The sequence below is a fragment of the Streptomyces sp. NPDC033270 genome, assembly GCF_055576575.1.
The window spans coordinates 298,881-325,052 of the sequence record NZ_JBVIRA010000004.1 but is presented as its reverse complement, the minus strand read 5'-3'; the positions used below and the strand labels follow the sequence as shown (position 1 = coordinate 325,052).

At 69.8% G+C, this 26,172-nt stretch carries 27 protein-coding genes; 15 read left to right on the top strand and 12 right to left on the bottom strand.

Translation table 11 applies throughout. The annotated features are described in order from the left end of the window. The first annotated feature begins 380 nt into the window (after nucleotides 1-380). Nucleotides 381-1,838 carry a replicative DNA helicase gene (gene dnaB / locus ACZ5XZ_RS09650; RefSeq protein ID WP_384424621.1) on the top strand — a complete coding sequence of 486 codons (1,458 nt, stop codon included), beginning with the start codon at nucleotides 381-383 and terminating at the stop codon, nucleotides 1,836-1,838. An 81-nt stretch (nucleotides 1,839-1,919) separates the two neighbouring features. On the opposite strand, the gene ACZ5XZ_RS09645 is transcribed toward dnaB, so the two are convergent. The 3 genes from ACZ5XZ_RS09645 to ACZ5XZ_RS09635 all read right to left on the bottom strand — a co-directional run bounded on the left by ACZ5XZ_RS09645 (nucleotide 1,920) and on the right by ACZ5XZ_RS09635 (nucleotide 3,845). After that, on the bottom strand, nucleotides 1,920-2,645 hold the full coding sequence (locus tag ACZ5XZ_RS09645; RefSeq protein ID WP_468975844.1) for a dienelactone hydrolase family protein: 726 nt from the start codon (nucleotides 2,643-2,645) through the stop codon (nucleotides 1,920-1,922). A gap of 383 nt (nucleotides 2,646-3,028) precedes the next feature. Next, on the bottom strand, nucleotides 3,029-3,469 hold the full coding sequence (locus tag ACZ5XZ_RS09640; protein WP_468975842.1) for a hypothetical protein: 441 nt from the start codon (nucleotides 3,467-3,469) through the stop codon (nucleotides 3,029-3,031). 133 nt (nucleotides 3,470-3,602) lie between these two features. After that, complete coding sequence (locus tag ACZ5XZ_RS09635; RefSeq protein ID WP_468975839.1) at nucleotides 3,603-3,845, bottom strand: hypothetical protein; 243 nt, start codon at nucleotides 3,843-3,845, stop codon at nucleotides 3,603-3,605. Between the two features lie 396 nt (nucleotides 3,846-4,241). Here ACZ5XZ_RS09635 and ACZ5XZ_RS09630 point away from each other — a divergent pair, with 396 nt between their 5' ends. From ACZ5XZ_RS09630 to ACZ5XZ_RS09610, 5 genes are all read left to right on the top strand, one after another. Next, nucleotides 4,242-5,474, top strand: a complete 1,233-nt coding sequence (locus ACZ5XZ_RS09630; RefSeq protein ID WP_468975837.1) for a MerR family transcriptional regulator — start codon at nucleotides 4,242-4,244, stop codon at nucleotides 5,472-5,474. Nucleotides 5,475-5,504: 30 nt separating this feature from the next. Beyond that, entirely contained in the window at nucleotides 5,505-6,215 is a 711-nt protein-coding gene (locus tag ACZ5XZ_RS09625) for a hypothetical protein (protein WP_468975834.1), read from the top strand. A 121-nt stretch (nucleotides 6,216-6,336) separates the two neighbouring features. Further along, nucleotides 6,337-7,800 (top strand): serine hydrolase domain-containing protein, encoded by a 1,464-nt coding sequence (locus tag ACZ5XZ_RS09620; RefSeq protein WP_468975832.1) that lies wholly within the window; start codon nucleotides 6,337-6,339, stop codon nucleotides 7,798-7,800. A 123-nt stretch (nucleotides 7,801-7,923) separates the two neighbouring features. Continuing rightward, nucleotides 7,924-9,060, top strand: a complete 1,137-nt coding sequence (locus tag ACZ5XZ_RS09615) for a pyridoxal-phosphate-dependent aminotransferase family protein (RefSeq protein ID WP_468975830.1) — start codon at nucleotides 7,924-7,926, stop codon at nucleotides 9,058-9,060. A gap of 651 nt (nucleotides 9,061-9,711) precedes the next feature. Further along, entirely contained in the window at nucleotides 9,712-10,536 is an 825-nt protein-coding gene (locus ACZ5XZ_RS09610; RefSeq protein ID WP_468975827.1) for a TetR/AcrR family transcriptional regulator, read from the top strand. A gap of 64 nt (nucleotides 10,537-10,600) precedes the next feature. Here ACZ5XZ_RS09610 and ACZ5XZ_RS09605 read toward each other — a convergent pair whose 3' ends face one another. After that, nucleotides 10,601-11,053 carry a GNAT family N-acetyltransferase gene (locus ACZ5XZ_RS09605; RefSeq protein WP_468975824.1) on the bottom strand — a complete coding sequence of 151 codons (453 nt, stop codon included), beginning with the start codon at nucleotides 11,051-11,053 and terminating at the stop codon, nucleotides 10,601-10,603. Between the two features lie 88 nt (nucleotides 11,054-11,141). Beyond that, on the bottom strand, nucleotides 11,142-11,678 hold the full coding sequence (locus ACZ5XZ_RS09600; RefSeq protein ID WP_468975822.1) for a MarR family winged helix-turn-helix transcriptional regulator: 537 nt from the start codon (nucleotides 11,676-11,678) through the stop codon (nucleotides 11,142-11,144). 133 nt (nucleotides 11,679-11,811) lie between these two features. Here ACZ5XZ_RS09600 and ACZ5XZ_RS09595 point away from each other — a divergent pair, with 133 nt between their 5' ends. Both ACZ5XZ_RS09595 and ACZ5XZ_RS09590 read left to right on the top strand, forming a co-directional pair. Beyond that, nucleotides 11,812-13,032 (top strand): MFS transporter, encoded by a 1,221-nt coding sequence (locus ACZ5XZ_RS09595; protein WP_468975819.1) that lies wholly within the window; start codon nucleotides 11,812-11,814, stop codon nucleotides 13,030-13,032. Between the two features lie 129 nt (nucleotides 13,033-13,161). After that, nucleotides 13,162-13,635: a GlcG/HbpS family heme-binding protein gene (locus tag ACZ5XZ_RS09590; RefSeq protein WP_468975817.1), complete on the top strand. Its 474-nt coding sequence runs from the start codon at nucleotides 13,162-13,164 to the stop codon at nucleotides 13,633-13,635. A gap of 20 nt (nucleotides 13,636-13,655) precedes the next feature. On the opposite strand, the gene ACZ5XZ_RS09585 is transcribed toward ACZ5XZ_RS09590, so the two are convergent. Then, nucleotides 13,656-14,213: a DUF2269 domain-containing protein gene (locus tag ACZ5XZ_RS09585; protein WP_468975985.1), complete on the bottom strand. Its 558-nt coding sequence runs from the start codon at nucleotides 14,211-14,213 to the stop codon at nucleotides 13,656-13,658. A 152-nt stretch (nucleotides 14,214-14,365) separates the two neighbouring features. On the opposite strand from ACZ5XZ_RS09585, the gene ACZ5XZ_RS09580 reads away from it, so the two are divergent. The 3 genes from ACZ5XZ_RS09580 to ACZ5XZ_RS09570 all read left to right on the top strand — a co-directional run bounded on the left by ACZ5XZ_RS09580 (nucleotide 14,366) and on the right by ACZ5XZ_RS09570 (nucleotide 18,179). After that, nucleotides 14,366-15,001 carry an HAD family hydrolase gene (locus ACZ5XZ_RS09580; RefSeq protein ID WP_468975814.1) on the top strand — a complete coding sequence of 212 codons (636 nt, stop codon included), beginning with the start codon at nucleotides 14,366-14,368 and terminating at the stop codon, nucleotides 14,999-15,001. A gap of 450 nt (nucleotides 15,002-15,451) precedes the next feature. Then, nucleotides 15,452-17,287, top strand: a complete 1,836-nt coding sequence (locus ACZ5XZ_RS09575) for a globin domain-containing protein (protein ID WP_468975812.1) — start codon at nucleotides 15,452-15,454, stop codon at nucleotides 17,285-17,287. 49 nt (nucleotides 17,288-17,336) lie between these two features. Next, a complete protein-coding gene (locus ACZ5XZ_RS09570) occupies nucleotides 17,337-18,179 on the top strand; it encodes a pyridoxamine 5'-phosphate oxidase family protein (RefSeq protein WP_468975810.1) in 843 nt (280 codons plus the stop codon). 44 nt (nucleotides 18,180-18,223) lie between these two features. Here ACZ5XZ_RS09570 and ACZ5XZ_RS09565 read toward each other — a convergent pair whose 3' ends face one another. From ACZ5XZ_RS09565 to ACZ5XZ_RS09545, 5 genes are all read right to left on the bottom strand, one after another. Beyond that, complete coding sequence (locus ACZ5XZ_RS09565) at nucleotides 18,224-18,703, bottom strand: NUDIX domain-containing protein (RefSeq protein ID WP_468975808.1); 480 nt, start codon at nucleotides 18,701-18,703, stop codon at nucleotides 18,224-18,226. A gap of 48 nt (nucleotides 18,704-18,751) precedes the next feature. Continuing rightward, entirely contained in the window at nucleotides 18,752-19,648 is an 897-nt protein-coding gene (locus ACZ5XZ_RS09560) for a LysR family transcriptional regulator (protein ID WP_468975806.1), read from the bottom strand. Between the two features lie 230 nt (nucleotides 19,649-19,878). Then, nucleotides 19,879-21,018 carry a cystathionine gamma-lyase gene (locus ACZ5XZ_RS09555; protein WP_468975805.1) on the bottom strand — a complete coding sequence of 380 codons (1,140 nt, stop codon included), beginning with the start codon at nucleotides 21,016-21,018 and terminating at the stop codon, nucleotides 19,879-19,881. Then, nucleotides 21,015-21,590, bottom strand: a complete 576-nt coding sequence (locus ACZ5XZ_RS09550) for a low molecular weight protein-tyrosine-phosphatase (protein WP_468975803.1) — start codon at nucleotides 21,588-21,590, stop codon at nucleotides 21,015-21,017. Before ACZ5XZ_RS09550 ends, ACZ5XZ_RS09555 begins: the two co-directional genes overlap by 4 nt. 3 nt (nucleotides 21,591-21,593) lie before the next feature. Then, nucleotides 21,594-21,971, bottom strand: coding sequence for a phage holin family protein (locus tag ACZ5XZ_RS09545; RefSeq protein ID WP_468975802.1), 378 nt, complete (start codon nucleotides 21,969-21,971; stop codon nucleotides 21,594-21,596). A gap of 48 nt (nucleotides 21,972-22,019) precedes the next feature. On the opposite strand from ACZ5XZ_RS09545, the gene ACZ5XZ_RS09540 reads away from it, so the two are divergent. The 4 genes from ACZ5XZ_RS09540 to ACZ5XZ_RS09525 all read left to right on the top strand — a co-directional run bounded on the left by ACZ5XZ_RS09540 (nucleotide 22,020) and on the right by ACZ5XZ_RS09525 (nucleotide 24,470). Continuing rightward, nucleotides 22,020-22,337 (top strand): cupin domain-containing protein, encoded by a 318-nt coding sequence (locus ACZ5XZ_RS09540; protein WP_384424277.1) that lies wholly within the window; start codon nucleotides 22,020-22,022, stop codon nucleotides 22,335-22,337. Between the two features lie 223 nt (nucleotides 22,338-22,560). Next, nucleotides 22,561-22,785: a DUF5326 family protein gene (locus ACZ5XZ_RS09535; protein WP_468975798.1), complete on the top strand. Its 225-nt coding sequence runs from the start codon at nucleotides 22,561-22,563 to the stop codon at nucleotides 22,783-22,785. Between the two features lie 387 nt (nucleotides 22,786-23,172). Beyond that, on the top strand, nucleotides 23,173-23,943 hold the full coding sequence (locus tag ACZ5XZ_RS09530) for an IclR family transcriptional regulator (protein WP_468975983.1): 771 nt from the start codon (nucleotides 23,173-23,175) through the stop codon (nucleotides 23,941-23,943). Nucleotides 23,944-24,047: 104 nt separating this feature from the next. Next, nucleotides 24,048-24,470, top strand: coding sequence for an SsgA family sporulation/cell division regulator (locus tag ACZ5XZ_RS09525; protein WP_384424280.1), 423 nt, complete (start codon nucleotides 24,048-24,050; stop codon nucleotides 24,468-24,470). A 103-nt stretch (nucleotides 24,471-24,573) separates the two neighbouring features. Here the strand turns inward: ACZ5XZ_RS09525 and ACZ5XZ_RS09520 are convergent, their stop codons facing one another. Next, on the bottom strand, nucleotides 24,574-25,983 hold the full coding sequence (locus ACZ5XZ_RS09520) for a YibE/F family protein (RefSeq protein ID WP_468975796.1): 1,410 nt from the start codon (nucleotides 25,981-25,983) through the stop codon (nucleotides 24,574-24,576). Between the last annotated feature and the right edge of the window lie 189 nt (nucleotides 25,984-26,172).

Sequence of the window (26,172 nt, the reverse complement as noted above, 5' to 3'; positions counted from 1 at the left end):
ATCTTGAACGGCTGGCAGAAGTTTTTCTCCCCCACAGCCTATGGATGAGAAAACTGCAGGTCAGGAGGGTGGGGGTGGGGTGATTGTGTGCTTGTCCACAGAAGTTTCCCCCGCGCCGTGCACAGGATCTGGGGACTTCTCCACAGCTGTGGGGCGGTCATCCACATGGCCTGTGGATAACCAGATTGGCGGACGGTGCCCACGGGCCTACCGTGGTCCGGCACCCGCCGCCTGTTCCGGCCTGAGACATCGTCCGAACTCGACGCGCCGTAACCGGAGTCGGGCGTCTCGATTGTCAGAGCTGTGCCGTATGAAAGAACAGCACAGCAAGGTCCGCGCCGCGGACGGGAGGAGGTGCCGGGGTGAGCATTCCCGAGCCCATGGAAGACCCCTGGGCGGACTCCGGTCCGAGCGACCGGCTGCCGGCTCCCCGCTCCCGCCGAGGCGACGGCAAGGGCCGCGGCCGCGGTGACAGACCGGACCGCGACGACGACGGCGGTTCCTGGGCCGGCGGCTTCGAGCGGGTTCCCCCGCAGGACCTGGACGCCGAGCAGTCCGTGCTCGGCGGCATGCTGCTGTCCAAGGACGCCATCGCGGACGTCGTCGAGGTCCTCAAGGGCGAGGACTTCTACCGCCCCGCCCACGAGCTGGTCTTCCAGGCGATCCTCGACCTCTACGCCAAGGGTGAGCCGGCCGACCCGATCACCATCGCCGCCGAGCTGACCAAGCGCGGCGAGATCGGCCGGGTCGGCGGCGCCTCGTATCTGCACACCCTCGTCCAGTCCGTCCCCACGGCCGCGAACGCCGAGTACTACGCCGAGATCGTCCACGAGCGTGCCGTGCTCCGCCGGCTGGTCGAGGCCGGCACCCGTATCACGCAGATGGGATACGCCGCGGACGGCGATGTCGACGAGATCGTCAACAGCGCCCAGGCGGAGATCTACGCCGTCACCGAGCAGCGGACCAGCGAGGACTATCTGCCGCTCGGCGACATCATGGAGGGCGCTCTCGACGAGATCGAGGCGATCGGCTCACGCCAGGGCCAGATGACGGGCGTGCCGACGGGGTTCACCGACCTGGATTCCCTCACGAACGGTCTGCACCCGGGGCAGATGATCGTCATCGCGGCGCGTCCGGCCATGGGTAAGTCGACCCTTGCGCTGGACTTCGCGCGGGCCTGCTCGATCAAGAGCAATCTGCCGAGCGTGATCTTCTCCCTGGAAATGGGGCGCAACGAGATCGCGATGCGTCTGCTGTCCGCCGAGGCACGGGTGGCGCTGCATCACATGCGCTCCGGCAGCATGACGGACGAGGACTGGACACGGCTGGCCCGGCGGATGCCCGACGTCTCGGCCGCGCCCCTGTACATCGACGACTCGCCGAACCTGTCGATGATGGAGATCCGTGCCAAGTGCCGACGGCTCAAGCAGCGCAACGAGCTGAAGCTGGTGGTGATCGACTACCTCCAGCTGATGCAGTCCGGCGGTTCGAAGCGCGCCGAGAGCCGCCAGCAGGAGGTCTCGGACATGTCGCGAAACCTCAAGCTGCTGGCGAAGGAGCTGGAGCTCCCGGTCATCGCGCTCTCCCAGCTGAACCGTGGCCCCGAGCAGCGCACGGACAAGAAGCCGATGGTCTCCGACCTCCGTGAATCCGGTTCGATCGAGCAGGACGCCGACATGGTCATCCTGCTGCACCGCGAGGACGCCTACGAGAAGGAGTCCCCCCGGGCGGGCGAGGCCGACCTGATCGTGGCCAAGCACCGTAACGGCCCCACGGCCACGATCACGGTGGCGTTCCAGGGTCACTACTCGCGCTTCGTGGACATGGCGCAGACCTGAGCGGACGCGCGGTGGGCTCTTGGGCTCCGTGCCTGTTTCTGCGCTGTCGTGCCGTGGCGACGGCAGTCGTGACGCTCCAGCTCACGCCGTGACGGGCAGGCACTCGGCGAGCAGGCCGACGACGTCGCGCCAGGCTCGCTGCGCGTGCTGCGGGTGGTAGCCGACGCCGGGGGGCGTGGTGTGGTCGACCGGTGGGTGGTGGAAGGCGTGCAGGGCTCCGCCGTAGACCGCGAGACGCCAGTCGACGCCCGCGGCCTGCATCTCGGCGGCGAAGGCGTCCCGTTGCTCGGCGGGCATGATCGGGTCCTCCGAGCCGACCCCGGCCCATACGGGGCAACGGATGCGCGCCGCTTCGCCCGGCCGGCCGGTGGTCAGTGCGTTGACCGTCCCGATCGCGCGCAGGTCGACGCCGTCGCGCCCGAGTTCCAGCGCGATCGCGCCCCCGGTGCCGTAGCCGATAGCGGCGATCCGGTCGGGGTCGGTCCGCGGTTCGGCGCGCAGCACATCGAGTGCCGCGTGGCCGATACCCCGCATCCGGTCGGGGTCGGCGAGCAGCGGCATGCAACGGGCCAGCATCTCCTCGGGGTCGGCCACATAGCGCCCGCCGTGGAGGTCAAAGGCCAGCGCCACGTACCCCAGCTCGGCCAGGGCATCGGCTCGGCGGCGCTCGACGTCGCTGAGTCCCATCCCCTCGGGTCCGATCAGGACTGCGGGCCGGCGGTCGGCACCGGCGGGGAGTGCGAGGTGCCCGAACATCGTCAGGCCGTCGGCCGGGTAGGCGACCGTGTGCGTGGTGACCGTCGTCATGGGACTGGACTGTAGTGATCGTCGAGCCCGGGTAGGCCGGTCTTCACCGTCGGCAGAACAGTGCGGTGGCACGACCTGTCAGCAGGAGACCCAGGGGGCGTTCGGCGATCGCGCCTTGCCGGCACCCGGGGCGCGCTGTGGGCACCGCGTCCGGCCGGGGATCGGTGGCCGGCCCGCCGAGGCGGCCAGGCCGTTTGAGCGCACCGGTCATCGGTGCGCTCAGAACGACCTGGCAGCGGACGGTCCTTCCCCATCGGCATGGTCTTCGTGCACAGCGCCAACCCCATCGGTGCCGAAACCGTCGTCCGGTCGCTCGCGCGCTGGAACCACCGAGTCCGGCGGACGACGCTTGGCGAACCTGGCACTGGGTGGGGACGCCCAGGTCAGAGCAGCCGTCTGGCGATGAGCTGGACCAGGCCCTCCTCGTTGCGGGTGCGGGGGGCCGCCGGGCGCTGTCGGACGTTCTGGCTGTCCTCCTTGAAGTCCTTGAAGTCCTTGAAGTCCTTGGAGGGTGGCACCTTGTTGGAGCAGTTCATGACGGGTCCGACCCTTGTGGTCTGTGGGGCCTCGTTCAGCAGGCCGATGCGGGGCAGCACCAGGATGTGCCGGGAGTTCGTCGAGCATTGGTGCGTCTGCCTGACGATGCGCTTGCCGTCCTTGTTGGTGTAGACGGACTGGCTCTTGTGCATGCAGGTGATGCCCTGTGCGGTGCGGGTGCAGTCGCTGGGCGTTGCTGCGGCGTAGGCCTGGGTGGCACCGGCGCCGGTCACGGCGAGGCCGCTCAGGAGCACCGAGACGGCTGCGATCTTCTTTCGACTGAACATGTTGCGGGGTTCCTTTGCGATCGATGCCGGGGCGTCATGCGCGGCGCACCGGATTGCGCCCAGGCCCTGATGAAGCTCGGAGAGGGCCCCGGCGCCGAGCCGGTGGCTCGGGCGCCGGGACATGTGCCAGTTGTCAGTGGCCGTTGCAGCCCATGCTCGAGCCGACCCCGCCGAACTGTCCGCCCGGGCCGCCCTCGCCGTTGAGCGCGTTGCCCAGCAGGCCGTTGAGGATGCCGACCTGGCCGAGGACGTCGACGTTCAGGTCGTGGGAACGGCACCAGTTGCCGCCCCCGCCGGCGTTGGCGGTGCCCGCGCCGAGGAAGCTGACGCTGCCGATGACTGCGGCCACGACGGCAGCCTTGCGAAGCTTGCGCATTTCTCCTCCAGAGATTGACGGATGCGATCTGTAACAGATCAACTTCGTACAGTGACTGGGATGCTAATATGAAAAATGCGACATCGCGCATCGGTACTGCCATCCGGGTTCTCGGGGGCTCTGCCTACGGCGGCGAGGGGACTGGGCAGCGGACGCCGGCGCTCCGTCCTGTGGGTGACGGAGCCAGTTGGCCACTCGGCGAACGGAATTGAGAGCGCCGCTCCTCAACGGAAGCCCCAACTTCGCGCGCTGGCAGCGGTGTTGGCCGAAGTCGTGGGTGGTGAGATACCGATGGTCGGAGCGGAGCCGGAGACGGCAGAGGTCCGCCAGGTGGAGCACCGCCGCCGCGGTAGGGGCTTTGACCTTCAAGCTGGTTGAAGCTCCACAATCGCGTCCATGGACGACAGCGAGGAACTGCTGGGCATCGGCGCATTTGCGCGACGGGTAGGGCTGGCGCCGAGTGCTCTGCGGTTCTACGACGACTGCGGGATGCTGCGGCCGGCTCAGGTGGATGCCGTGACGGGCTACCGGCGCTATGCGGCGGGGCAGGCGGCGCGGGCGGTACGGCTGCGGCGGTTGCGGGAGGCGGGGCTGCCGCTGGTGGATGCCGCAGTCGTGCTGGACGGGCGGGAGGAGGCGGCGCGGAACGTGCTGCGGGCGCACCTGGAGCGGACGCGGCGGACGGCGGACGCGGCGCGGGCGGCGGTGGAGGGGCTTCTCCGGGAGGCGGTCGGCGGCTCGCAGAGCGGTCGGCGATGGGCCAGGGCGAGGGTGGGAGGTGCCGAACTCGCCAGTGCGGTACGGCAGGTGGCCCCCGCGGCCGCGACCGGGGCGCCCCGGAAGGAGTATCCGCCACTGGGCTGTGTGCTGCTGGAACTCGCCGACGGTGAGGTGCGGTTGGTGGCCACCGACCGCTATCGCCTGGCGGTACGGGTGCTGCGGCCGGTGGAGTTCGAGGGCGGGCCGCGACAGGTCCTGATCGGCGCGGAGACGGCGCGGAGTCTGGCGGAGTGGGCCGTACGGCAGGTGGCGGTCGAGGTGGAGTGTGCGAACGACGGCGCGAACGAGGGCGCGGGCGTTCGGCTTCGAAGCGAGGCGGACTGCCGCGAGGTGACGGAGAGCGCGGGTCGACGACAGGGCGACGACACGCCCGAGGTGTTTCCGGACTACCGGCTGATGCTGGAGGGCCTGGAGGCCGGGCGGCATCGCGTCATCGTCGACCGTTTGGCGCTACGGGATGCGGTGGCCGGACGGGCGGGGGTGGTGTCGTTGTCGACCACTGCGGGCGACGACGGCGGGGATGGTGCAGGCGGCCGGAGCGAGAGCGTTGTTTCACGTGAAACAACGCCTGAGCCCACGGCAGAGCAGCCCGGACCCTTGGCGGAGCAGGCGTTGTTGGTGTCGGGCGGTGGGCGTGAGCCCGTCCTGCTGCGGATGGTTCGTACGGGGCCTGGGCTACGGATCGCCTTTGATCCGGCGGTACTTGTGCCCGCGCTGGAGGCCGGGGTGGGGCCCGATGTGCTGCTGGAGAGCGTTTCGGCCGACCGCCCCGTCGTGGTCCGCTCCGCCGACCAGGGAAGTTTCACCACGTTGGTGATGCCGGTGCGCGAGACCGAGGCCAAGGACTGACTGCTGGTGACTGCTGAGGGGAATGAGCCGATGGATCCGGAACTGCCTGTGGTGCGATGGTGCGTGGAAGGGATGCAGGCCGAGGCGGAGGGTGACGCCGAGGCGGCGCTCGGGCTCTTCCAGCGGGCCTGGGACATCGCCGCCGACGACTATGAGGCGTGTATCGCCGCGCACTATCTCGCCCGGCACCAGACCCTGCCCGAAGCGACGCTGCGGTGGAACCAGGAGTGCCTGACCCGGGCCGACCGGGTGGGCGACGAGCGGGTCCAGGGGTTCTATCCGTCGTTGTACGTGAACATCGGGCTCGCCTATCGGCAGCTCGGCCAACCGGCGCCGGCGCATGCGTACTTCCTGCGCGCGGCGGAACGGGTGAGGGACGCCCCCGAGGGGCAGTACGGCGACTGGAACCGGTTCGCGATCGCGGAGGGCCTGCGGGGTACGGCCTCTGCGCCGTCCGAGAAGGGAGCCTGGCAAGGCGGCGAAACCGGAGTGGACGCGGCGCCATGGGCTCTCGACGCGGTGGTCGACGCACGCGTCCGGGAGCTTCTGTCGCGTTGGTGTGCGCGGGCCGATCTCAAGGCGCTGGGACTGACGCTCCCGGCCTACCTCGGGTACCTCGGTACGGACGAGGACCGCGTGCGGCTGCGTACCGCGCTGCACATGGTGCATGCGGCGCGCTGGCTGCCGGAGGCGGAGCAGACCGAGCTGGGTAGCGTGCTCGGGGCGGCGGCGCTGCGCTGAAGAGCCGATGCGCGGCTGTGGGCGAACGGGGAATCGGCTGAGGTGGATCGACCGGGGCCGGACAGGCGAAGCTGTCCGCCTGAACTGATCGGTTGCATCGCATCCGCCGTTGAGGAGCACCATGACCATCACCCAGTCCGCCGAGCCTCAGGAGCCCGGGGCGGAGGAGCCCGCGCCGGTCGGCCAGGTGCCGGTGCCCGTCGACACCTGCGAAGCCTTCGTGGGGCTGCTGCCCCAGACACGGCGGTCGCTGCTGCGGCGGCTGGCGATCGGGCAGGCGGAGGGGCGGGCGCCCTCGATGATGGGTGCGGTGGTCCGCGACGGCCGAGCGGTGTGGAGCGGAGCCAGGACGTCGGTGGAGGGAGAGGTGCCGCACGGTGATGTGCAGTACCGGATCGGTTCGCTCACCAAGACCTTCGTCGCCGTGCTGGTGATGAGGCTCCGGGACGAGGAGCTGCTGCGGCTGGAGGACCCGGTCGGCAGGCATCTGGAGGGCACTCCGGTGCCCGACGCGACGATCGCTCAACTGCTCGCGCACAGCTCGGGGTTGGCGGCGGAGGCGAGAGCTCCCTGGTGGGAGCGGACCTCGGGTGAACTGCGGCCGGAGCCGGCCGATCTGTTCGGCGACCGGCCGCAGCGGCTCCCCGCCGGGCGGTGGCACCACTACTCCAACCCCGGCTATGCGCTGCTGGGTGCGCTGGTCGAACGCCTTCGGGGCGGTACGCCATGGGAAGAGGTGCTGCGGCGCGAGGTGCTGCAACCGCTGGGCATGGGCCGTACGACGCTGCAGCCGGAGACGCCGCACGCGGGCGGCTGGGCGGTGCACCCATGGGCCGATGCGATGCTGCCGGAACCAGCTCACGACACCGGATTGATGGGCCCGGCGGGGCAGCTGTGGTCCACGCTGGACGATCTGTGCCGGTGGGCGACGTTCCTGCTCAGGGGCGATGAGCGGGTGCTGAGTGCGGCGAGTCTGGCCGAGATGCGGACACCGGCCGTGCCACCGGAGGGGAGCGGGTGGGAGGCGGGGTACGGGCTGGGGCTTCAGCTGGTGCGCCGAGAAGGACGGACGCTGGTGGGCCACAGCGGCTCGATGCCCGGCTTCCTGGCGGCGCTCTGGGCCGATGTCGAGGAGGACGTCGCCGGGGTCGTGCTCGCCAACTGCACTTCCGGCCCGGCGGTTCTGGCGATCGCCGCAGATCTCACCGGGATCGTGATCGAGCACGAACCCCGGATTCCCGAGCCCTGGCGACCGCTGCCCGGCCCACTGGATCCGGACCTGCTGGCGCTGACCGGCCTCTGGTACTGGGGAGCGAACCCGCACACGCTGCGGCTGCGGGCCGAGCGCGGACTTGAACTCGCTCCGCTGTCCCGTGCGGGGCGCGCCTCGCGGTTCCGGGCCGAGGAGGACGGCACCTGGACCGGACTGGAGGGCTATTACGCGGGCGAGACCCTGCGAGCGGTGCGGGGCCCGGACGGTTCGGTCAGCCATCTGGATCTCGGCACCTTCGTCTTCACCCGCGGCCCGTACGAGCCGGCGGAGCCGGTGCCGGGGGGCGTGGATCCGGAGGGCTGGCGGGTGTGAGGCCCGTGCTGTGGGCGGCGATGCCTGTGCGGTGAGGGCGCGGGCGTCGGGCCGTACAGTCGAGCGAGACGTCAGGAGCCGCGTCGAGGCGGCTCGCTACCGCTGGAAGGCCCTGTGACTGCCGTGTCTGACCCGACCGCGAACTCCGCCGCCCCGCACCTGCTCGACCTACCTCCTCTCACCGCGTCCCACTTCGCGCGGATCGAGGACAAGGTCGCCGCGCTGCTGCGCACCCGCTGCGATGTCGTGGCGATGCAGGGCGAGGCGCTGCTGCCCCTGGAAGCCTGTATCCGCTCGGCCGTGCGTCCCGGCAGCACGGCGCTCAACATCATCACCGGACCGTACGGGGAGACCTTCGGCGGCTGGCTGCGGTCCTGCGGCGCCGAGGTGATCACCATCAGTGCGCCGTTCACAGGTGCGGTCGCGCCGCAGCAGGTGGCGGATGCGCTGCGGAAGCACCCCGAGATCGACTTTGTGAGCCTGGTGCACGCCGAGGCCGCCACCGGCAACACCAACCCGGTCGGTGAGATCGGTGCGGTGGTGCGGGAGCACGGCGCGCTGTTCATGCTCGATGCGGTCGCGTCCGTGGGCGCCGAGCCGCTGCTGACCGACGAGTGGGGCGTGGACCTGTGCGTGATCGGCGGGCAGAAGGCGATGGCCGGCCCCGCCGGCGTGTCCGCGGTATCGGTCAGTGCCCGTGCGTGGGAGCGGATCGCCGCCAACGAGCAGGCTCCGCGCCGCTCGTACCTCTCGCTGCTGGACTGGAAGGAGCGCTGGATCGACGGCGGCCGAGCCGCGCTGCCGCACGCTCCGGCGCAACTGGAGATGCTCGCTCTGGAGCAGGCCGCCGACCGTATCGACGCCGAGGGGCTGGACGCGGTGATCGTCCGACACCGGGCGGCGGCCGCGGCTACCCGGGCCGGTGCGCGGGCGATGGGTGGGCTCGCCCCGTACGTCGTGCGCGATGAGGACGCGGCGCCGGCTGCGACGACGCTCCGTGCGCCGGAGGGAACGGACGCCCGGGAGATCGTCGCCGCTGCGCTCGCGGTGGACGCCGCAGTGCCGGTACAGGCCGCGGCGGGCACGCTGGCCAAGGAGATGATCAGGGTGAACCACTATGGCCGCGCGGCCGATCACGCGGTGGTCAGGGCCTCGCTGATGGCACTGGCGGGCGGGCTGCGTGCGCTGGGGGTGGCCGTGGACGCCGAGGGCGCCGCTGTGGCTGCGGACGAGGCCTGGGATGAGGTCGCCGGTAGCTGAAGGCATTGGTGGGGCCGTGTTTCACGTGAAACACGGCCCCACGTGTGTATGCGTAACGCGGCCGTGTGGAGGTGCAACGCGGCTTCGTTTCACGTGAAACGGGGCTCGGGCTCCCGCGCGGGACAGCCGCCTCGTTTCGCATAGGTCGAGGTCGAGGTCGAGGTCGAGGTCGAGGTCGAGGTCGAGGTTCGCGGGCGGGTTCCTTTGCGCTCGACTATTTCGCCAAGGCCCTTATCCTGGGCCCGAGTTGGGCGCCGTCGACAGAGGCGCGCGGTCGAGGCGCGTACGCCCGGGGGGCACGTCGACGGCCTCACAGAGAGCGCCGGTACTGGCCAGCTGCAGCTGCCTGACATCCGTCATTCACCACCCGTCATCTGCTCTCCGTAGTCTGCCGTTCGCTGCCCGCTGCCCGCTGCCTGCCTTCCGCCGTCCGCCATTAGGCGGCGGTTCGCCGCGCCTCCCCCTCGCGCCCTGCTCCCTCCTCTTCGCCGTACTTCCTCCTCCTCGCCCCGGCTCCCTCCTGCTCACCTGCTTCCGCTCACCTCGCTCCCTCCCGCTAGCCGTGCTTGCCCCACTCGCTTGGTCGACCCGGTCGCCACGACCGCGTCCGAGCCTTAAGGATCATGTGTAGATCCCTCCCGTAGAATCGGAATGGTCGACCCGTTTAAAACGGCGGTTCTCGACGCGGACGTCGATGGTTCTCAGGAGGCCCGGGAAATGGCGGACGGCGGTGCCGCACGTGGTGTCCCGTACGCGCGTGCGGATGCGCGGCGCAACAGGGCACTGGTGCTCCAGGCAGCCCGATTCGCCTTCGAGGAACAGGGGTTGGGGGTTCCGCTCGGGGAGATCGCACGCCGCGCGGGCGTCGGGGCGGGCACCGTCTACCGCCATTTTCCTTCCAAGGAAGCCCTGTTCAGGGCGACCATCGTGGAACGGATCGAGCTTTTCACCGACACCGCAAGGGACTTGATCGATGTCGAGGACCCCGGCGAGGTCTTCTTTCGCTTCCTGTCGTCGGTGGTGCGGCTCGCCTCACGGAACAAGGCGTTGTGCGACGCGCTCGTGGCGGCCGGCGCAGGGCGCTTCGAGCCGTCGCCGGGGGTGGGGCGGGACTTCGACGAGGCGCTGGAGGCCCTGCTCGCCAGGGCTCAACAGGCGGGTGCGGTGCGGAAGGACGTCGGGATAAGGGACCTCAGGGCCCTGCTGGTGGGCTGTCTTGCCATGGAGCAGGCCGCATCGGCGGCGGATCCGGAGTCCGCGGCGCGGGGACGGATGACGGTGCTGATGTGTGATGCGCTGCGGGCGGGCCCCGCCGTAACGAAACTTCCACCTGGTGTGGTGAACCGTAACGAATCGCGGTGTGAGGTGTGCGGTACGGCGATTGCCGTGGCTCGTACGGGACGGCCCGCGCGCTTCTGCGGCGGCGCCTGCCGGCAGAAGGCCCACCGGGCGCGGCGGCGGACGCGGCGGAGCTGAAGGCCACCGTGGAGTGAACGCGCCCATCAGAGTGAGCGCGTCCTTCACGGCGTGCGCGCATCCTTCAGAGCGTGAGCTTGAAGCCCAGGTGGGAGGCCTCGAACCCGAGGCGCTCATAGAAGCGGTGCGCATCGATCCGGGTCGCGTCAGAGGTGAGCTGCACCATCTGGCAGCCGAGCGTGCGGGACTCCGCTACCGCCCACTCGATGAGCTGGCTGCCCAGGCCGCCGCCCCGCTCGTCGTGGTGTATCCGTACGCCCTCGATGATCGAACGGGTGGCGCCGCGCCGCGACAGGCCGGGGATGACCGTCAGCTGGAGGGTGCCGATCGTCCGCCCCTCGCGCACGGCGACCACCAGGTGCTGCTGCGGGTCGGCGGCGAGTGCCGCGTATGCGGCGTGATACGGGGCGAGGTCGTCGGGCGACTCGCGGGCGGCGCCCAAGGGGTCGTCGGCGAGCATCGCGACGATGGCGGGCAGGTCGGCTTCGGTCGCGCGGCGTATCTCGATGTCGCTCATGGGCGCGACCCTATGCCGCGCGCTCACAGGGCGGCAGGCGGGTGACCGGGCCGGACGCCCGGCCACCGGACCGTACTCGTCCCCGCGGTCAGTGTTCCGTCGAAGGTGCGAGCGTCTCGACGGCGGTGACCAGCGGCGCCAGCTCAGGACGCTGAGCGGCGTCGTGGAGGGCCTCACGCAGTGCGCCGTCGTGCGTGGGCCGGGCCTCCACCAGGAGCGCGAGCCCGTCAGGCGTGACGTTGGTGTAGATGCCGCGCCGGTCGTCGGGGCACAGGTAGCGCGAGAGGAGCCCCCGATCCTCGAGCCGGGTGACCAGGCGGGTGGTCGCGCTCTGGCTGAGGACGACGGAGTCCGCCACCTGGTGCATCCGCAGATGGCCGCCCGGTCCGTCGTGCTGCTCGCTGAGCACGTTGAGGACCGAGAACTCGCGGACGCTGAGGTCGTGCTGCGTCTGCAGGGCGCGCTCGATGTGCGACTCGATCCGGCCGTGCAGGGCGGAGAGCGCGCACCAGCCCTGCGCGAGCCCGGGGGGCGACGCCGGCGGGCAACCGGGCTCGGCCGTCGCCGGCTGCTGGGCCGCCGCCTGCTCCCGCGTTTCCAGCTTCTCCCGCGTCTGCTGCGTCATCGAAGACCTCCTCAAGGGGCGCACGAACCAGGATAGGGCACTTTCGAAATATCCGGCGCTTGCAATTAACCCGCGTCTGCAATTATTGTGAACGCTCGTAAAGGACGGACGCAATGATCTGAAGGGATCCGTCATGCCTCTCGCGCTCCTGGCCCTTGCCATCGGCGCCTTCGGGATCGGAACGACCGAGTTCGCGGTCATGGGCCTGCTGCCCGACATGGCGGCCGGTTTCGGTGTCTCCATCCCGCTCGCCGGATACGCGACCACCCTCTACGCCCTCGGCGTGGTCATCGGCGCCCCGCTGATGACCGCTCTCGGCACGCGCTTCACGCGCAAGCAGATGCTGACGCTGCTCATGGGCCTGTTCATCGTGGGCAACCTGCTCACGGGCCTCGCGCCCAACTTCGGGATCATGCTGGCCGGGCGGATCGTCTCGGCGTTCACGCATGGCGCTTTCTTCGGCATCGGCGCGCTCGTGGCCGCCGACCTGGTCGCGCCCCAGAAGCGCGCCAGCGCCATCTCGCTGATGTTCAGCGGCCTGACCATCGCGAACGTCGTGGGTGTCCCGGCTGGCACGATGCTCAGCCAGCAGTTCGGCTGGCGCACCACCTTCTACGCCATCACGGCGCTGGGTGTGATCGGCCTGCTGGGCATCGTCAAGCTCGTTCCCGCGCAGCGGGCGAGGGCGGCCTCCCCCATAGGCAGCGAACTGGCGGTCTTCCGCAACCCCCAGGTCGGCCTCGCGATGCTGATGACGATCCTCGGCTTCGGCGGTGTCTTCGCAGCCGTCACCTACCTCGCCTCGATGATGACCGAGGTCACCGGCTTCGCACCGTCCTCCGTCATCTGGCTGACGGCCATCTTCGGCCTCGGCATGGTCGGCGGGAACCTGGTCTCCGGCCGCTTCACCGACCGCGCCATGATGCCGATGCTCTACGTGTCCCTGACCGGTCTGGCGCTCTCACTGGCCGCCTTCCCCTTCACCGCGCACAACAAGATCGCCGCAACCCTCACCATCGCGCTGATCGGCGTCTTCGGCTTCGCGACCGTGCCGCCGCTGCAGAAGCGGGTGATGGACCAGGCGGCCGCGGCGCCCACTCTGGCCTCGGCCGGCAATATCGCGGCCTTCAACTTCGGCAACGCACTGGCCGCCTGGCTCGGCGGGATCGTCATCTCGGCCGGCCTCGGCTACACCGCACCCAACTGGGTCGGTGCGCTGATGACCGTCGCGGCGCTCGTGGTGGCGATATTCGCCTCCGCCCTGGAGCGGCGTCAGACGGGCCGTGGCCGGGTCGTGGCCACCGGGCTTCCCGGTGCGATCGCCGACGAGCCCGTACCGGCGGCGCAGAGCTGACGGTTCCGGACACCGCGCCGGCAGACGCCCCTCCGCACTACTCGCAACACCAGCAATGCCAGCAACACCAGCACCAGCGGCGCCCCGAGCGCCAGCGCCACCCGCACCACACCCCCAAGGACACTTCTCATGAGCACCACCGCCCCCCAGGCCTCCAACCCCCAGGTCTCCACCGCCGATGCCGCCCCCGCTGTCCGCCCCCTCACGGCCCGCGATGCCGACGTCCTCATCGAGGCCGCCGTGCGGGCCGCCGAGGACCTCGGGGTCCGAGGCAGCGTGACCGTTGTCGACGCGGGTGGCCATCTGCTCGGCTTCCGGCGGGACGACACGGCCGTGCTGATCTCCGGGGAGACCAGCACCCGCAAGGCCTACACCGCCCTGCAACTGGACGCGCCGACCGCCGACCTCGTCGATCTCGTGCGGCCTGACGGCCTCTTCCACACGCTGCCCACCGCGTTGGACCGGCCGCTGCTCTTCCTCGCGGGCGGCGTGCCGCTGCACAGGGACGGCCGGCTGATCGGCGCGATCGGCGTCGGCGGCGGTGCCCCCGACCAGGACCACCGGATCGCCACCACGGCGATAGCGGAGGCCGACCTCGCCTGACGACGGTCTTGCCCCGTCCGCTAGCGGACGCCCGCGCCCTCCTTGCCGCTTCGTCGCGCCTGGGGGGTGCGGGTCCCGGTCGACTGCGCCGCACGCAGTCGGCGGCCGTGTTTGGTCAGTCCCCAGGGCTTGAGGACGGAGATCGCGGTGATGAAGAGGTAGGTGGCCGTGGCGACCGCCGGTGCGACGACGAGGCTGAAGTCGGGGGTGGGGCTGCCCGCGGCCGCTTCGGCGGCCAGTTGGTCGATGCCCGGGCGGAGGGAGAAGACCGTCAGCAGCACGGTGACGAGCGTCAACCAGAACTTGATGAAGACCCAGCGGTGCCTGGCCAGTCCCCATGCGGTGCCCAGCGACAGCACCAGTCCGCTGACCAGCGTGGCCAGGGCGATCGGGAGGACCAACCAGTCGCTGAAGATCTTCATCGCGCGGTAGGCGATCGCCGCCGTCTCGGGGGAGCCGGCGGTGAAGCCGGTGACGCTGAGGGTCAGAAGCCCGAGAGTGAGCCCGAGCCAGCTGACGGATACGGCGACATGGAGGACGAGGAGGGCCCGGCGGGCGGGCCGGCGAAGCTGCTGCATACGGTCCACGGTGGCCTCCGCGGCCCCGCCGTACATCTGCCGCCGGGAGTATCCGCGCATACGCGCACCTGAGTACGGCCTCCGTGTCCGCTCCCCTACGGCACCAGGGCCCGTCCGATGGGCCAGAACGCGCAGGCCCTAAGCTCCGCCCCATGGGCACGCTGCATCTGTTCGACATGGACGGGACTCTGCTCCACGGGTCCGCGGCCGCCATCGAGATCTCCCGGCAGCTCGGGCTGGACCGGGAGATCGCCGAGCTGGAGCGCGGTTTCGTGACGGGGGAGCTGACGCCGCTGCAGTATGCGCAGCGGGCATGTGATCTCTGGGCCGCCGAACTGACCGAACTCCATGTGGCCGCGGCCTTCGACGGCGCACCCTGGCTGGCCGGAATTCAGGAGGTCTGGGCGGATATCCGAGCGCGGGGTGAACGGTGCGCGGTGATCTCCCTCTCGCCCAGCTTCTTCGTCGACCGGCTGGTGGGCTGGGGGGCCGACACCGCGCACGCGTCGCGTTGGCCCGCGGTGCCGATCCGGCAGCCGATGGACCCGACCGGCATCCTCTCGCCGGCGGCGAAGGTGCGGATCGCGGATGAACTCTGTGTGAGATACGGGCTGACCCGGGCCGACTGCGTGGCGTACGGCGATTCGCAGTCGGATGCCGAACTGTTCGCGGCGGTGCCCCGATCCGTGGCCGTGAATGCCGATCACCACGTCAGTGACCTGGCCTTCTATGCCTACGCGGGACGCGATCTGCGCGAGGCATACGAACTGGTGCGTACTGGCCGGTAATTCCGAGTTCTCTGCCGGGGATTCGCCCACTGTGTGTGCTGAAAATGCACTCTGTGGGGAGGAACACGCTTATCGGAAGGGCCGTTCGGAGTGTTCCAAGATCAGGTCTTGTGGTTTCAACTACTGCCGGTATGGTCGAGTCCGGCTTGGCGGGGGTGAGGGCTCCCGCGGGTCACTAAGCGCGGGCAAAGCTCGTCAGCATAGCGGTGAAGCGGCCCGTGACGACCGGACTTCCGACTGTTTGTCCGTTGTGATGGGCGGGACTGTCATGCTGCTGACGCGGCGTCTGCTCCGCATTGTCGCAAGGGAGTGGGGTCTGTCCGCTTTGGAGGGGGTTGCCGGAATCGCTTGAGTCGATTAAGAATTCCGGGGCAGGACGGGGGAATTCCGGGCAGTTCCGATCCGCGGAAGTGCTAAGTCAACCGAAAGACGTTCGAGGCGAGGCAGACCATGGACGCTCCGACCACCACGTCGGCCGATGGCGGCTCTTCTGGCGGCAACAGTGGCGGTTGGGGTTGGTTCAATCCGCCGACGAAGAAGTCCTCCGGAGAACAGCAGGAGCGACAGGACGTCCAGGACCGGCAGGACCAGGACGGCCGGCCCGAAGCGAACGACCGGGGCGCACACGACGACCGCGGCCGGCACGCGGACTTCGGCGAGCGGTACGAACCCGGCGAACGGGATGAACGGAACGAACGGGAACGGATACCCAGCCGGCCGGTCAATCCGATCCGGCCGGTAGGCACCGCTGCCACGCGTGAACGCGAGGCGGAGCCGCCGCAGGTTCCTCAACCGCGGCGCGATACGGGCCGTCGGCCCACCGCATCCCCTTATGCCGAGCAGGCCGCCGCATCCCCCTATGCCGAGCAGGCCGCAGCGGGCCACGGGTACGGCGCCCCCTCGTCTCCGTTCGACCCGCCGCACCTCGTGCCCGAGCCCGCCCAGGAACGCGAGCCGTCCCGGGGCCGTGAGCCCGAACCCGTCCACGAGTCGATACGCCGCCCGGCAGCCCCCGCCGGCGGCGTCCCCGCCGCGCAGAACACGGCCCCCGCCCCCTCCGTCTTCACCCCTCAGCGCCCCGCCGCCCCTGCTCCGGAGCCCTCCCTCGACACTCTGGAAGCCTCGGCCTCCGACGCGGCACCGGCCTCTCCCGACGCGATCCTCATCCGCCGCACCATGGCCGAGATCGGGCCGGTGGCGGACAAGGTCACCTCGTACTTCTACGCGCTGCTCTTCGTCCAGCATCCCGACCTGCGGGCGCTGTTCCCCGCCTCGATGGACACCCAGCGCGACCGGCTGTTCAAGGCGCTGCTCACCGCGGCCCAGCACGTCGACAACGGCGAAGTGCTCACCGCGTACCTGTCGAACCTCGGCCGTGGGCATCGCAAGTACGGCACCCAGCCCGACCACTACCCCGCGGTCGGCGAATGCCTGCTCAGGTCGCTCGCGCGCTATGCGACCTCCAGTTGGGGCCCGGAGACCGAGGCCGCATGGGTGCGCGCGTACACCGCGATCTCGCAGATCATGATCGACGCCGCTGCCGAGGACGAGGCCGTGGCACCCGCCTGGTGGCAGGCCGAGGTCGTCTCGCACGAGCTGCGCACGCCCGAGATCGCGGTGGTGACGGTCCGCCCCGACCAGCCCTACCCGTTCCTTGCCGGTCAGTACACCAGCGTCGAAACCCCCTGGTGGCCGCGGGTCTGGCGGCACTACTCCTTCGCCTCCGCGCCGCGCTCGGACGGCCTGCTCTCGTTCCACGTCAAGGCGGTCCCGGCCGGCTGGGTCTCCAATGCCATGGTCCACCGCGCGCGGCCCGGTGACGTCATCCGGCTCGGTGCCCCGGCCGGCTCGATGACCGTCGACCACACCACCCGCAACGGTCTGCTGTGCGTCGGCGGCGGCACCGGCATCGCCCCGATCAAGGCCCTGGTCCAGGACGTCGCCGAACACGGCATCCGGCGCCCGGTCGAGGTCTTCTACGGCGCCCGCAGCGATCACGACCTCTACGACCTCGACACCATGCTGAACCTCGAACAGACCCACCCCTGGCTCTCGGTCCGCCCGGTCGTCGCCACCGGGCCCGCGGTCCGGGGCGGGACCAGCAGTGAGACCGGTCAGCTTCCGGACGCAGTACGGCAATACGGGCCGTTCCGGGAGTACGACGCCTATCTTTCCGGGCCGCCCGGGTTGATCCGCAGCGGCGTGGACGCTTTGGTGGGGGTCGGTATTCCGACCGACCGCATACGGCACGACTCCATAGAAGAGCTGGTCTCGGCAGGAGATTGAGGTCTTGGCAGCACAGGGTGAATTCGAGCCGACAGGCGAGGGGTGGGGCATGCGCGCGCAGGCGCGCCCCGGAAGCGACGGCGAGCACTTGGTGCAGCAGAGGCTTGGCACGACCGAGCGCGCCGACCGCTTCTACCGGGACCAGGTCCTGGACCATCTCAACGCCCGTATGCAGGAGTTCGTGTCCCGGCAGGAGATGTTCTTCCTGTCCACGGCCGACCGGCACGGCGACTGCGATGCGACGTTCCGGGCCGGGCCGCCCGGGTTCCTCCAGGTGCTCGACGAACGGACGCTGGCCTACCCGGAGTACCGCGGCAACGGTGTCATGGCGTCCATCGGCAACATCTCGGAGAACCCCCGCCTGGGCATGCTGCTGGTCGACTTCACCCGCGACCGCATCGGGCTGCACGTCAACGGCCGGGCGCGGGTCGTGATGGACGACGAGATGCGGGCGCACCACGCGGGTCTGCCGGCTGACCCGGTCCCCGGCCGCCGCGCCCAGCTGTGGGTCATGGTCGAGGTCGAGGAGGCGTACATCCACTGCGCCAAGCACATTCCGCATCTGCAGAAGGTCCCGGCGCACCAGCGCGGGGCGCGGGCCTGGGGAACGGACGACTTCAAGCGCAAGGGCGGCGACTTCTTCGGCGCGGCGGCCGAGGTGGGCGAGCGATCGCCGTTCCGGCGCGCGGAGCGCAAGAACGAGCACCTTCGGGGCGGGCTGCACGAGGACACCGGCCCGGCGCCGCGGGGCGCGGGCCGGGAGGACTTCGTGCAGGAGCTGAATGCGGAGTTCCTCGACCGGGTCGAGCGGGTGCTGGCGCGCGCCCAGCCGCGCCGCCCCGCGGAGGACGAACCCGAATTCCGCGGGTGGTTCGACCGGCGCGACGACTGACGTATCCGCCACTGCCGCGGGTGCTGCGGTGCGGCCGCGCGGACTCAGCCCAGATCGGGGGCGTGCATCGCCCGTACGCCTTCGATGTTGCCGTCCAGGTAGTGCCGCAGTGACAGCGGCACGACCTCGACGGAGGCGATCCCGACTCGGGTGAAGGGCACCCGCACGATCTCGTAGTCCCCGCAGGGCTCCTCGACCTCCGGTCCGTGGCGGCGCGCGGGGTCCATCGAGTCGAGCCGGCACACGAAGAAGTGCTGTACCTTCACGCCGTCCACCCCGCCGTCGCTGATGTGCTCGACGGTGTCGACGAAGACCGGCACCACGTCCTTGATCTTCGCGCCCAGCTCTTCGTCCAGTTCACGGTGGAGGGCGTCGATGACGGTAGCGTCCTCGGGCTCGACCCCGCCGCCGGGGGTGATCCAGTACGGGGCCCGGCCCGGTTTGGTGCGCTTGATCAGAACAAGATCCGCGCCGTCGAGCAGAATCGCGCGGGCGGTGCGTTTGACGACTGGCCGTACGGTCATAGTCGACAGATGCCGCAACCGCAGCCTGGTGAAACCCCTGCCCCTTCGTCACCAGTCGACGGCGGACCGCAGCAGCGACTCATGCGCCCGGGCGATATGCGGCAGGCCCAGGGTCCCGGTCCGTACGGCGAGGAAGTAGGTGCGCAGCGGGGGCACCGGCGGGTCGAGCAGTGCGACGACCTCTCCGCAGTCCAGTGCCTCGGCACACAGATAGCGGGGCAGCACGGCGAGCCCCGCACCGGCCGTGACGCAGGACAGCACTGCCCGGAGATCGGCGGCGATCACGGCGGCGGAGGCCGCCGGCTTGGCGTCGAAGACCGCCGACCAATAGCGGGCGATCAGCGGCAGGCTCTCATGGACCTCCACGAGCGGTACGGGTTCCAGCACGCGGACGCCCCCGGCCTGCAGCACCGCCGGACCGCCCAACTGGGCCGCCCAGCGCGGTGCGGCGATCAGGACATGCTCCTCGTCGCACAGCGGGGTCGCGGTGAGCAGTCCGCCACGCGGCCGGGTGGTGGTGACGGTCAGGTCGTGGTGGCCGGCGGCCAGACCGGTCAGCAGCTCGTCGGTGGCGCCGAAGGCGGTGCGTATGGAAAGGCCCTGGGCGATGAGCGGCGTCAGTGCGGGGAGCGCGCGCTCGGCGAGGAACTCCGGGGGGCCGGCGAGATGGAGGGTGCGGGTGACGGAGTCCCGGTCCAGGCCGGTCTCGGTGATCTCGGTGAGCGCGTCCAGATGCGGCGCCACTTTGTGGGCGAGCTCGTCGCCGATGGTGGTGGGGGTGACGCCACGGGCGTAACGCAGGAAGAGCGGGCGGCCCAACTGGCGTTCCAGCGCCCGGATCTGGCTGGTCACCGCGGGTTGGGAGAGGCCGAGTAACGCTGCGGCACGGGTGAAGGAGCCGGCTCGGTGCACCGTGACGAAGGTGCGCAGCAGAGCCAGATCCATCGCGTACCTCCTGCGCCCCTCGGAAGCCTGGTCGCGGGCCAACTATAAATTTGTCGATAGGGCTGTGTCGCTAGCGTGATTGGACACTGACGCTCAGTCAACTAGCCTTGTCTCAGCGGTTCGTTTCACGTGAAACAGCTGGTTTCACGTGAAACACGTGGACTTGGTCCACGCGAGCCGCGGCCGGCAGGGTGACGAGGGGGGATACCCTGCCGGCCAGTTACGTCCGGTCAGCTCTGCGCGGCCTCGTGCGCCGCGACATCCAGTGCGCGGAGAACGTCCGCGACCAGGTCCTCCGGTTCCTCGACGCCGACCGACAGACGAATGAAGCCCTCGGGCACGGCGTCGCCGCCCCAGCGGGCGCGTCGCTCGGCGCTGGACCGAACGCCGCCGAAGCTCGTTGCATCGTCGACCAAGGTCAGCGCGGCCAGGAACCGCTCCGCGTGCGCCTTGTCCGGCAGTACGAACGAGACCACGGAGCCGAAGCGGCCAGGGCGCATCTGCTGGGCGGCGAGGAGGTGGGAGGGGTCGGACGGCAGTCCGGGGTGGCGCAGGCCGGTGACCTCGGGGCGGCCGGCCAGCGCCGTGGCAAGCGTCAGTGCGCCGGCCGATTGCTGACGGACGCGCAGTGCGAGGGTGGCGAGTGAGCGATGCGCGAGCCAGCTCTCCATGGGGCCCGGGATCGCGCCCACGGTCTTGCGCCACAGCCGTACGGACTCGGCCAGCGCGGCATCGCGGGTGCTGACATACCCCAGCAGGACATCGCCATGGCCGGTCAGCGCCTTGGTGCCGCTGGCGACCGAGAAGTCCGCGCCCAGGTCCAGTGGGCGCTGGCCGAGTGGGGTGGCGAGGGTGTTGTCGACGGCGACGAGGGCGCCGCGCCGGTGCGCCCCGTCGGCCAGCCGCCGGATGTCGCAGACATCGAGCCCGGGGTTGGAGGGCGTCTCGATCCACAGCAGCCGGGCACCGTCCAGCACGTCGAGCTGCGCGTCATGTGCCGTGGGTGCCGTACGGACCTCGATGCCGTAGCTCTCCAGGCGGGTGCGGACGGCCGGCAGCAGCTGGTAGCCGTCGCTGGGCAGGACCACCGCGTCGCCGGAGCGCAGATGGGAGAAGAGGACGGCGGTGATCGCCGCCATCCCGGACGCGAAGGTGACGGTATGGGCGCTCCCGTCCGGCGACTCGAGCTCACCGATGGCCCTCTCCAGGCGGGTCCATGTCGGATTGGCGTCCCGTCCGTACGTGTAGGGGCCGACGGCGTCGCCGGGCAGGTGGAAGTGCGCCGCGAAGACCGGACCGGGGAGGGCCGGCTCGAATGCCTCCGGCTCCGGAAGCCCGGCTCGTACGACGCGGGTGCCGTCGCCCGTCATATGTCCTCCTTCTCCTGCGGGTGGTGCGGGACCCGCACCGGGCGTCGGTCGTCGTGCCCGGGCGCGCGGGCCGGGACGACGGTGCGGGCGGTGACCGCGGTGCGTACCGCTGCCAGCAGGCCCTCGCTCGCCGCCTCGATCATCTCCAGGCACTCCTCGAAGTCCGCGAAACCGCCGTAATACGGATCGGGTACGTCGAGATCACCCGCCGTGTCTGCCGCGTAGGAGCGCAGCAGGCGGACCTTGGCGGCGGCGTCGGCCGTGGGGGCCAGCCGCCGCAGCTCGCGCAGATGCCCGGAGTCGAGCGCGATGACCAGGTCGAGGCGGTCGAACCAGGCGGCACGGAACTGCCGGGCGGTGTGGGCGGAGGGGTAGCCGCCCGCGCGCAGCACGGCGACCGTGCGCGGGTCGGCTCCGTCGCCCTCGTGCCAGCCGCCGGTGCCGGCGCTGTCCACCTCGACCAGGGCGTCGAGCCCGTCCTCCGCGAGGTGGGCGCGGAAGACGGACTCCGCCATCGGCGAACGGCAGATGTTGCCCGTGCAGACGAAGCAGATACGGAACGCGGCGGTCAAGGATCAGTCCTCGTCGGGAAGGATCACATGCATCGCCCAGGAGACGATGGAGATGATCACGCCGCCGAGCAGGGCCGTCCAGAAGCCGTTCACATGGAAGGCGAGGTCGACCTTGCCGGCGAGCCAGGATGTCAGCAGCAGCATCAGCGCGTTCACGACCAGCGTGATCAGGCCGAGCGTGAGGATGAACAGGGGGAAGGACAGCAGCTTCACCACGGGCTTGACGAGGAAGTTGACCAACCCGAAGAGCAGTGCGACGAGGATCAGGGTCAGTACCTGGCGGCCGGTGTTCTCGCCGGTGAGCGTGATGTCCTTGAGCAGCCAGATGGCCACGGCAAGCGCCGCGGCGTTGGCGATCGTCTTGACCAGAAAATGCTTCATGGTGAGATCGTCGCAGACGAGTCTGAACCATCAAGGGGTGCGAACGGCATGAAGGCCTTCAGGCTGGATGAACTGGAAGCGGAGCGGGCCGCCAACGACGGCGCGTACCTGCAGTTCATCAGGGAACGCAACATGTCGGTCGGGCTGTACGCGCTGGACGCCGGCAGCATCGATCCGCAGCAGCCGCACGCCCAGGACGAGGTGTACTTCGTGGTCAGCGGCCGGGGAGCGATCACCGTCGGCGCGGAGACGGAGCCGGTGGCGCGCGGAAGCGTGGTCTATGTGCCGGCCGGGGTTCCCCACAAGTTCCACCACATCAGCGAGGATCTCAGGGTGATGGTGGTCTTCTCTCCTCCTGAGAGCTAAGGGTCGAAGCCCGATACCCGTAGGGGATGGCTCAGGGGAGGACCGGGGCTGCGAAGCCCCCACGGCCGTGCTCCGCGCCCTAGCATCGTTGGTGATGGGAGAACCGGAGACGGCCAGGCAGCGGCCCGGCGCGCGGACGGTGCCATCGGCGCACAGCACAGACAGTGCGGTGGACAGATAGCGCGGTACAGACACCGTTACAGACAGAAAGCAGGGCAGAGCAGTGGCTGGTAAGGGGATATTCGCAGGGCTTCCGTGGTGGGTCACCTGGGTCGTGGTGCCTGTCGTCCTGATCGTGGTCTTCGGAGGATTTCTCGCCTCGGCGCTCGGGTTCCTGGTCGGCGTGCTGTTCAAGCTCCTTATCGCGGCGGCCCTCATTGCCGGAGTCGTCTACCTCGTCCGCAGGTTCAACGGCTCGTCGTCGTCCTCGTCGAAGAGCGACTGGTAAGCCACACCCTCCGTCCGGACGACTGCGTCCGGACGACCCTGTCCGTGCCGACGCATCACCCGACGTGCACCACCCGACGCGCACCGCCCCACTCCGTTCAACGGCGGCCCCGCACGTCGAATGTCGGCCCGACCCTGCCTCCGCACGCCAACTAGTGCGCCAGGTGGGTTAACTCCTCTGCCTTTCGGCTTACTGCCCCGATCGGCGGAGTTAGAGTGCGGATCGCAGGCGTCTTCCGGATGGTGACGTTCCGGAAAATACCGAGTGAGGCGAGGCCGGGCCGGCGTCATCGCGGAAGCCTGGGAGACGCGCGCGGTCGTGGGAGCGGGTCCTGCGACCGGGGCCCCCGTGCCCCACGGCGAGCGGATCTGGGGGTTGGCGTTGGCAATGGTGAACGGCGAATCCACCTCACACCCCACCTTGATCGGTTCGGTGCAGCGAGCGCTCCGACTGCTGGAGGCGGTGAGCGCACACGCCGATGGAGCGCCGGCCAAACAACTCGCCAGGGAAACCGGACTGCCGCTGCCGACGACCTATCACCTGTTGCGGACCCTGACATACGAGGGCTATCTGCAGCGCGAGAACGGCGTCTTCGTCATCGGTGCGGCGGCGGAGGCCATCGGCCAGGCAGGAGCCAGGCACCGGCAGCGGGCCCAGATCTCCGAAGCGCTGGCCGTGGCGGGCCGGAAGCTGGGCGCCGCCGTCTACTTCGCCGTCTACCGGGAGGGTGAAGTGGAGGTAGTGGCGGTCGCCGACAACCCGGATCGGCCGCCGGTGGTGGAATGGGTTGATTTTCGTACCACCGCCCACGCTCATGCGATCGGGCAGTGTCTGCTCGCGCAGCTTGACGAGGCATCGAGGAAGGAGCATCTGTCGCGGTATCCCCTGCAGTCGATAACGCCCTATTCCCTGCGATCTGAGGACGAATTGCTGCGCCGCTTGGATACGGTGCGTCGCGGTCAGGTGGCCTTCGAGCAACAGGAATATGCCCTGGGCACGGTGTGTTCGGCCATCCCCATCCAGGTCGGCGCGGCCGCGGCGACGTTGGCGGTGTCACTTCCCGCCAACGAACTGCACCGATTGCGGTCCGTTACGGATCGACTACGAAAAATGGCGGAGGCGACACTAACGACACTCGCCTTCTCTATCAGTATCTGAAAACTCACTCCTTGTGATCTGCCTGCACGTGGCCGACGATGGCGGCAATAGGGCTACGGGGGATGTTTCCCGGCCATCTCCGATCAAGTGCGGGGCAGTGGTTGATGACCGACACAGTTCAGGCAGAAGTGATCATGAGCTTCGTCGTCTCCGAGGAGCTCGCGTTCCGGATTCCGGTGGAGCTGGACTTCGACAGCGCCGATCCCTACGCCGTCCGCCTCACCTTCGACCTGCCCGGTGATGCGCCCGTCACCTGGGCCTTCGGACGTGAGCTGCTGCTGGACGGCTTAAGCCGGCCGTCCGGTGAGGGTGATGTGCGGATCGAGCCGGCCTCGCCCGAGCATCTCAGCGATGTCTTCATCAGCCTCCAAGTAGGCGCCGAGCGCGCCCTGTTCCGGGTGAGCGCGGCGCCGCTGGTCGCCTTCCTGGACCGTACGGACCGGCTCGTGCCGCTCGGCAAGGAAGAGGTCTGCGACACGTTGGAGGCCGTACTGGACCGGATCCTCACGGAGGCGCCCGCCGGCTGACCCCGGCCCCAACGCCCCGTCCACACCGGCGCCACACGGGTCCGCCGGTCCCTTTACATGCCCGCGCGCCCTTCCGAGCCTCGTGTGCGGCATGCCCGTACCGCTACTGCTTGCGTCGTCTGCCATGCCCTCCACGCCGTCCCGACCGGCCGCGCGACGCAACGTCGGCGCCCCCTGCCCCCGAAGTCCCTGCCCCCGAACCCGCTGTCCCCGGCGCGCCGCGTGTGCCGTCGTTCTTGCGGTCCGCCGAGACGACGAGCGCCGCCAGAAGCGTCGTCAGTGGCACCGAGGCGACCAGGCCGATGCTGCCGACCAGCGTGCGGACGATCTCCTCCGCCACCACCTCGCTCGTGGTGACCGTACCGACGCTGCTCTGTGCGATCGAGAACAGCAAAAGCAACGGCAGCGCGGCACCCGCGTAGGCCAGGACGAGAGTGTTGACGACGGACGCGATGTGGTCACGGCCGATCCGCATCGCCGCGCCGTAGAGCTTGCGCCAGCCCGCCGTCGGGTCCGCCTCCTTCAGCTCCCACACCGCGGCGGTCTGGGTCACCGTCACATCGTCGAGCACACCCAGCGACCCGATGATGATCCCCGCCAGGAGCAGACCGCGGATCTCGATGTTCGGGTAGAGCCCGTGCACCAGCCCGGTCGTGTCGTCCGTATTGCCCGTCAGCAGCGCCCAGCCGATGAAGACCGAACCGAGCAGTGCGATCAGCAGTAGCGAGGCGAGGGTGCCGAGTACCGCCACGGATGTACGGGCCGTCAGCCCATGACACAGGTAGAGGGCGATCAGCATGATCGCGGAGCCCCCCACCACGGCCACCACCAGCGGATTGGAGCCCTGCAGGATCGCCGGGAGGATGAACAGCGTCAGGACGACGAAGCTGGCCGCCAGTGCGACCAGCGCGAGCACCCCGCGCAGGCGGCCGACGACCACGACGGCGATGGCGAAGATGCCTGCCAGTACCCACATCGGAAGAGACCGGTCGACATCGGTGACCGAGTACTGCAGTTCCCTGGGTGCCTTGGGGGAGTACGACACCACCACCTCCTGCCCGGTGGTGTAGTGCCGCAGGGCGTCCGGCGTCACCACCGTCTGGAAGGTGCGCCCGGCGTTCTCGCCCGTGATGACCTTGATGGTCGCCTGCTGGCAGGGCTTGTCCGGTGCCGCTCCCCCGGCCGGTGGCCGCCCCGTCGGCGACGGAGGCTGAGGCTGCTGCTCGGCATGGACATCCGCGCAGTTCACCTCCGCCACCTTCACCACTCTGGCCCGCTCGGTGGGTTGGTCGAAGCCGACGCCGGAGGGTTTGTGCCCCGGTGCGCCGCCCGGCCAGAGCACGACCAGGCCGACCGCGACCGCGGTGGCGAACGGGATCAGTACCGCCGCGATGACCTTGCGCAGATGCCGCGAGACGGGCGCGGCAGGGCCGTGTCCGTGACCGTGCGAGTGCGCGGCAGGATGGGGGTGGGATTCGTGAGAGCTCACCCACAGATCATTGCAACAACTCATGGGGCCCCCTGTTCACCCCGCTACGTCGGCCGCTACCGTGGTGCCACCTTTGCAATCGCGGGAGCTCGGAGCACCGGGCTGAGAGGGCGCTGACCTTCGTCCCAGTGATGTTTCACGTGAAACGTCGATGGACGAAAGCCGCTGCGTCGACCGCCGAACCTGTTACCGGGTAATGCCGGCGTAGGGAGT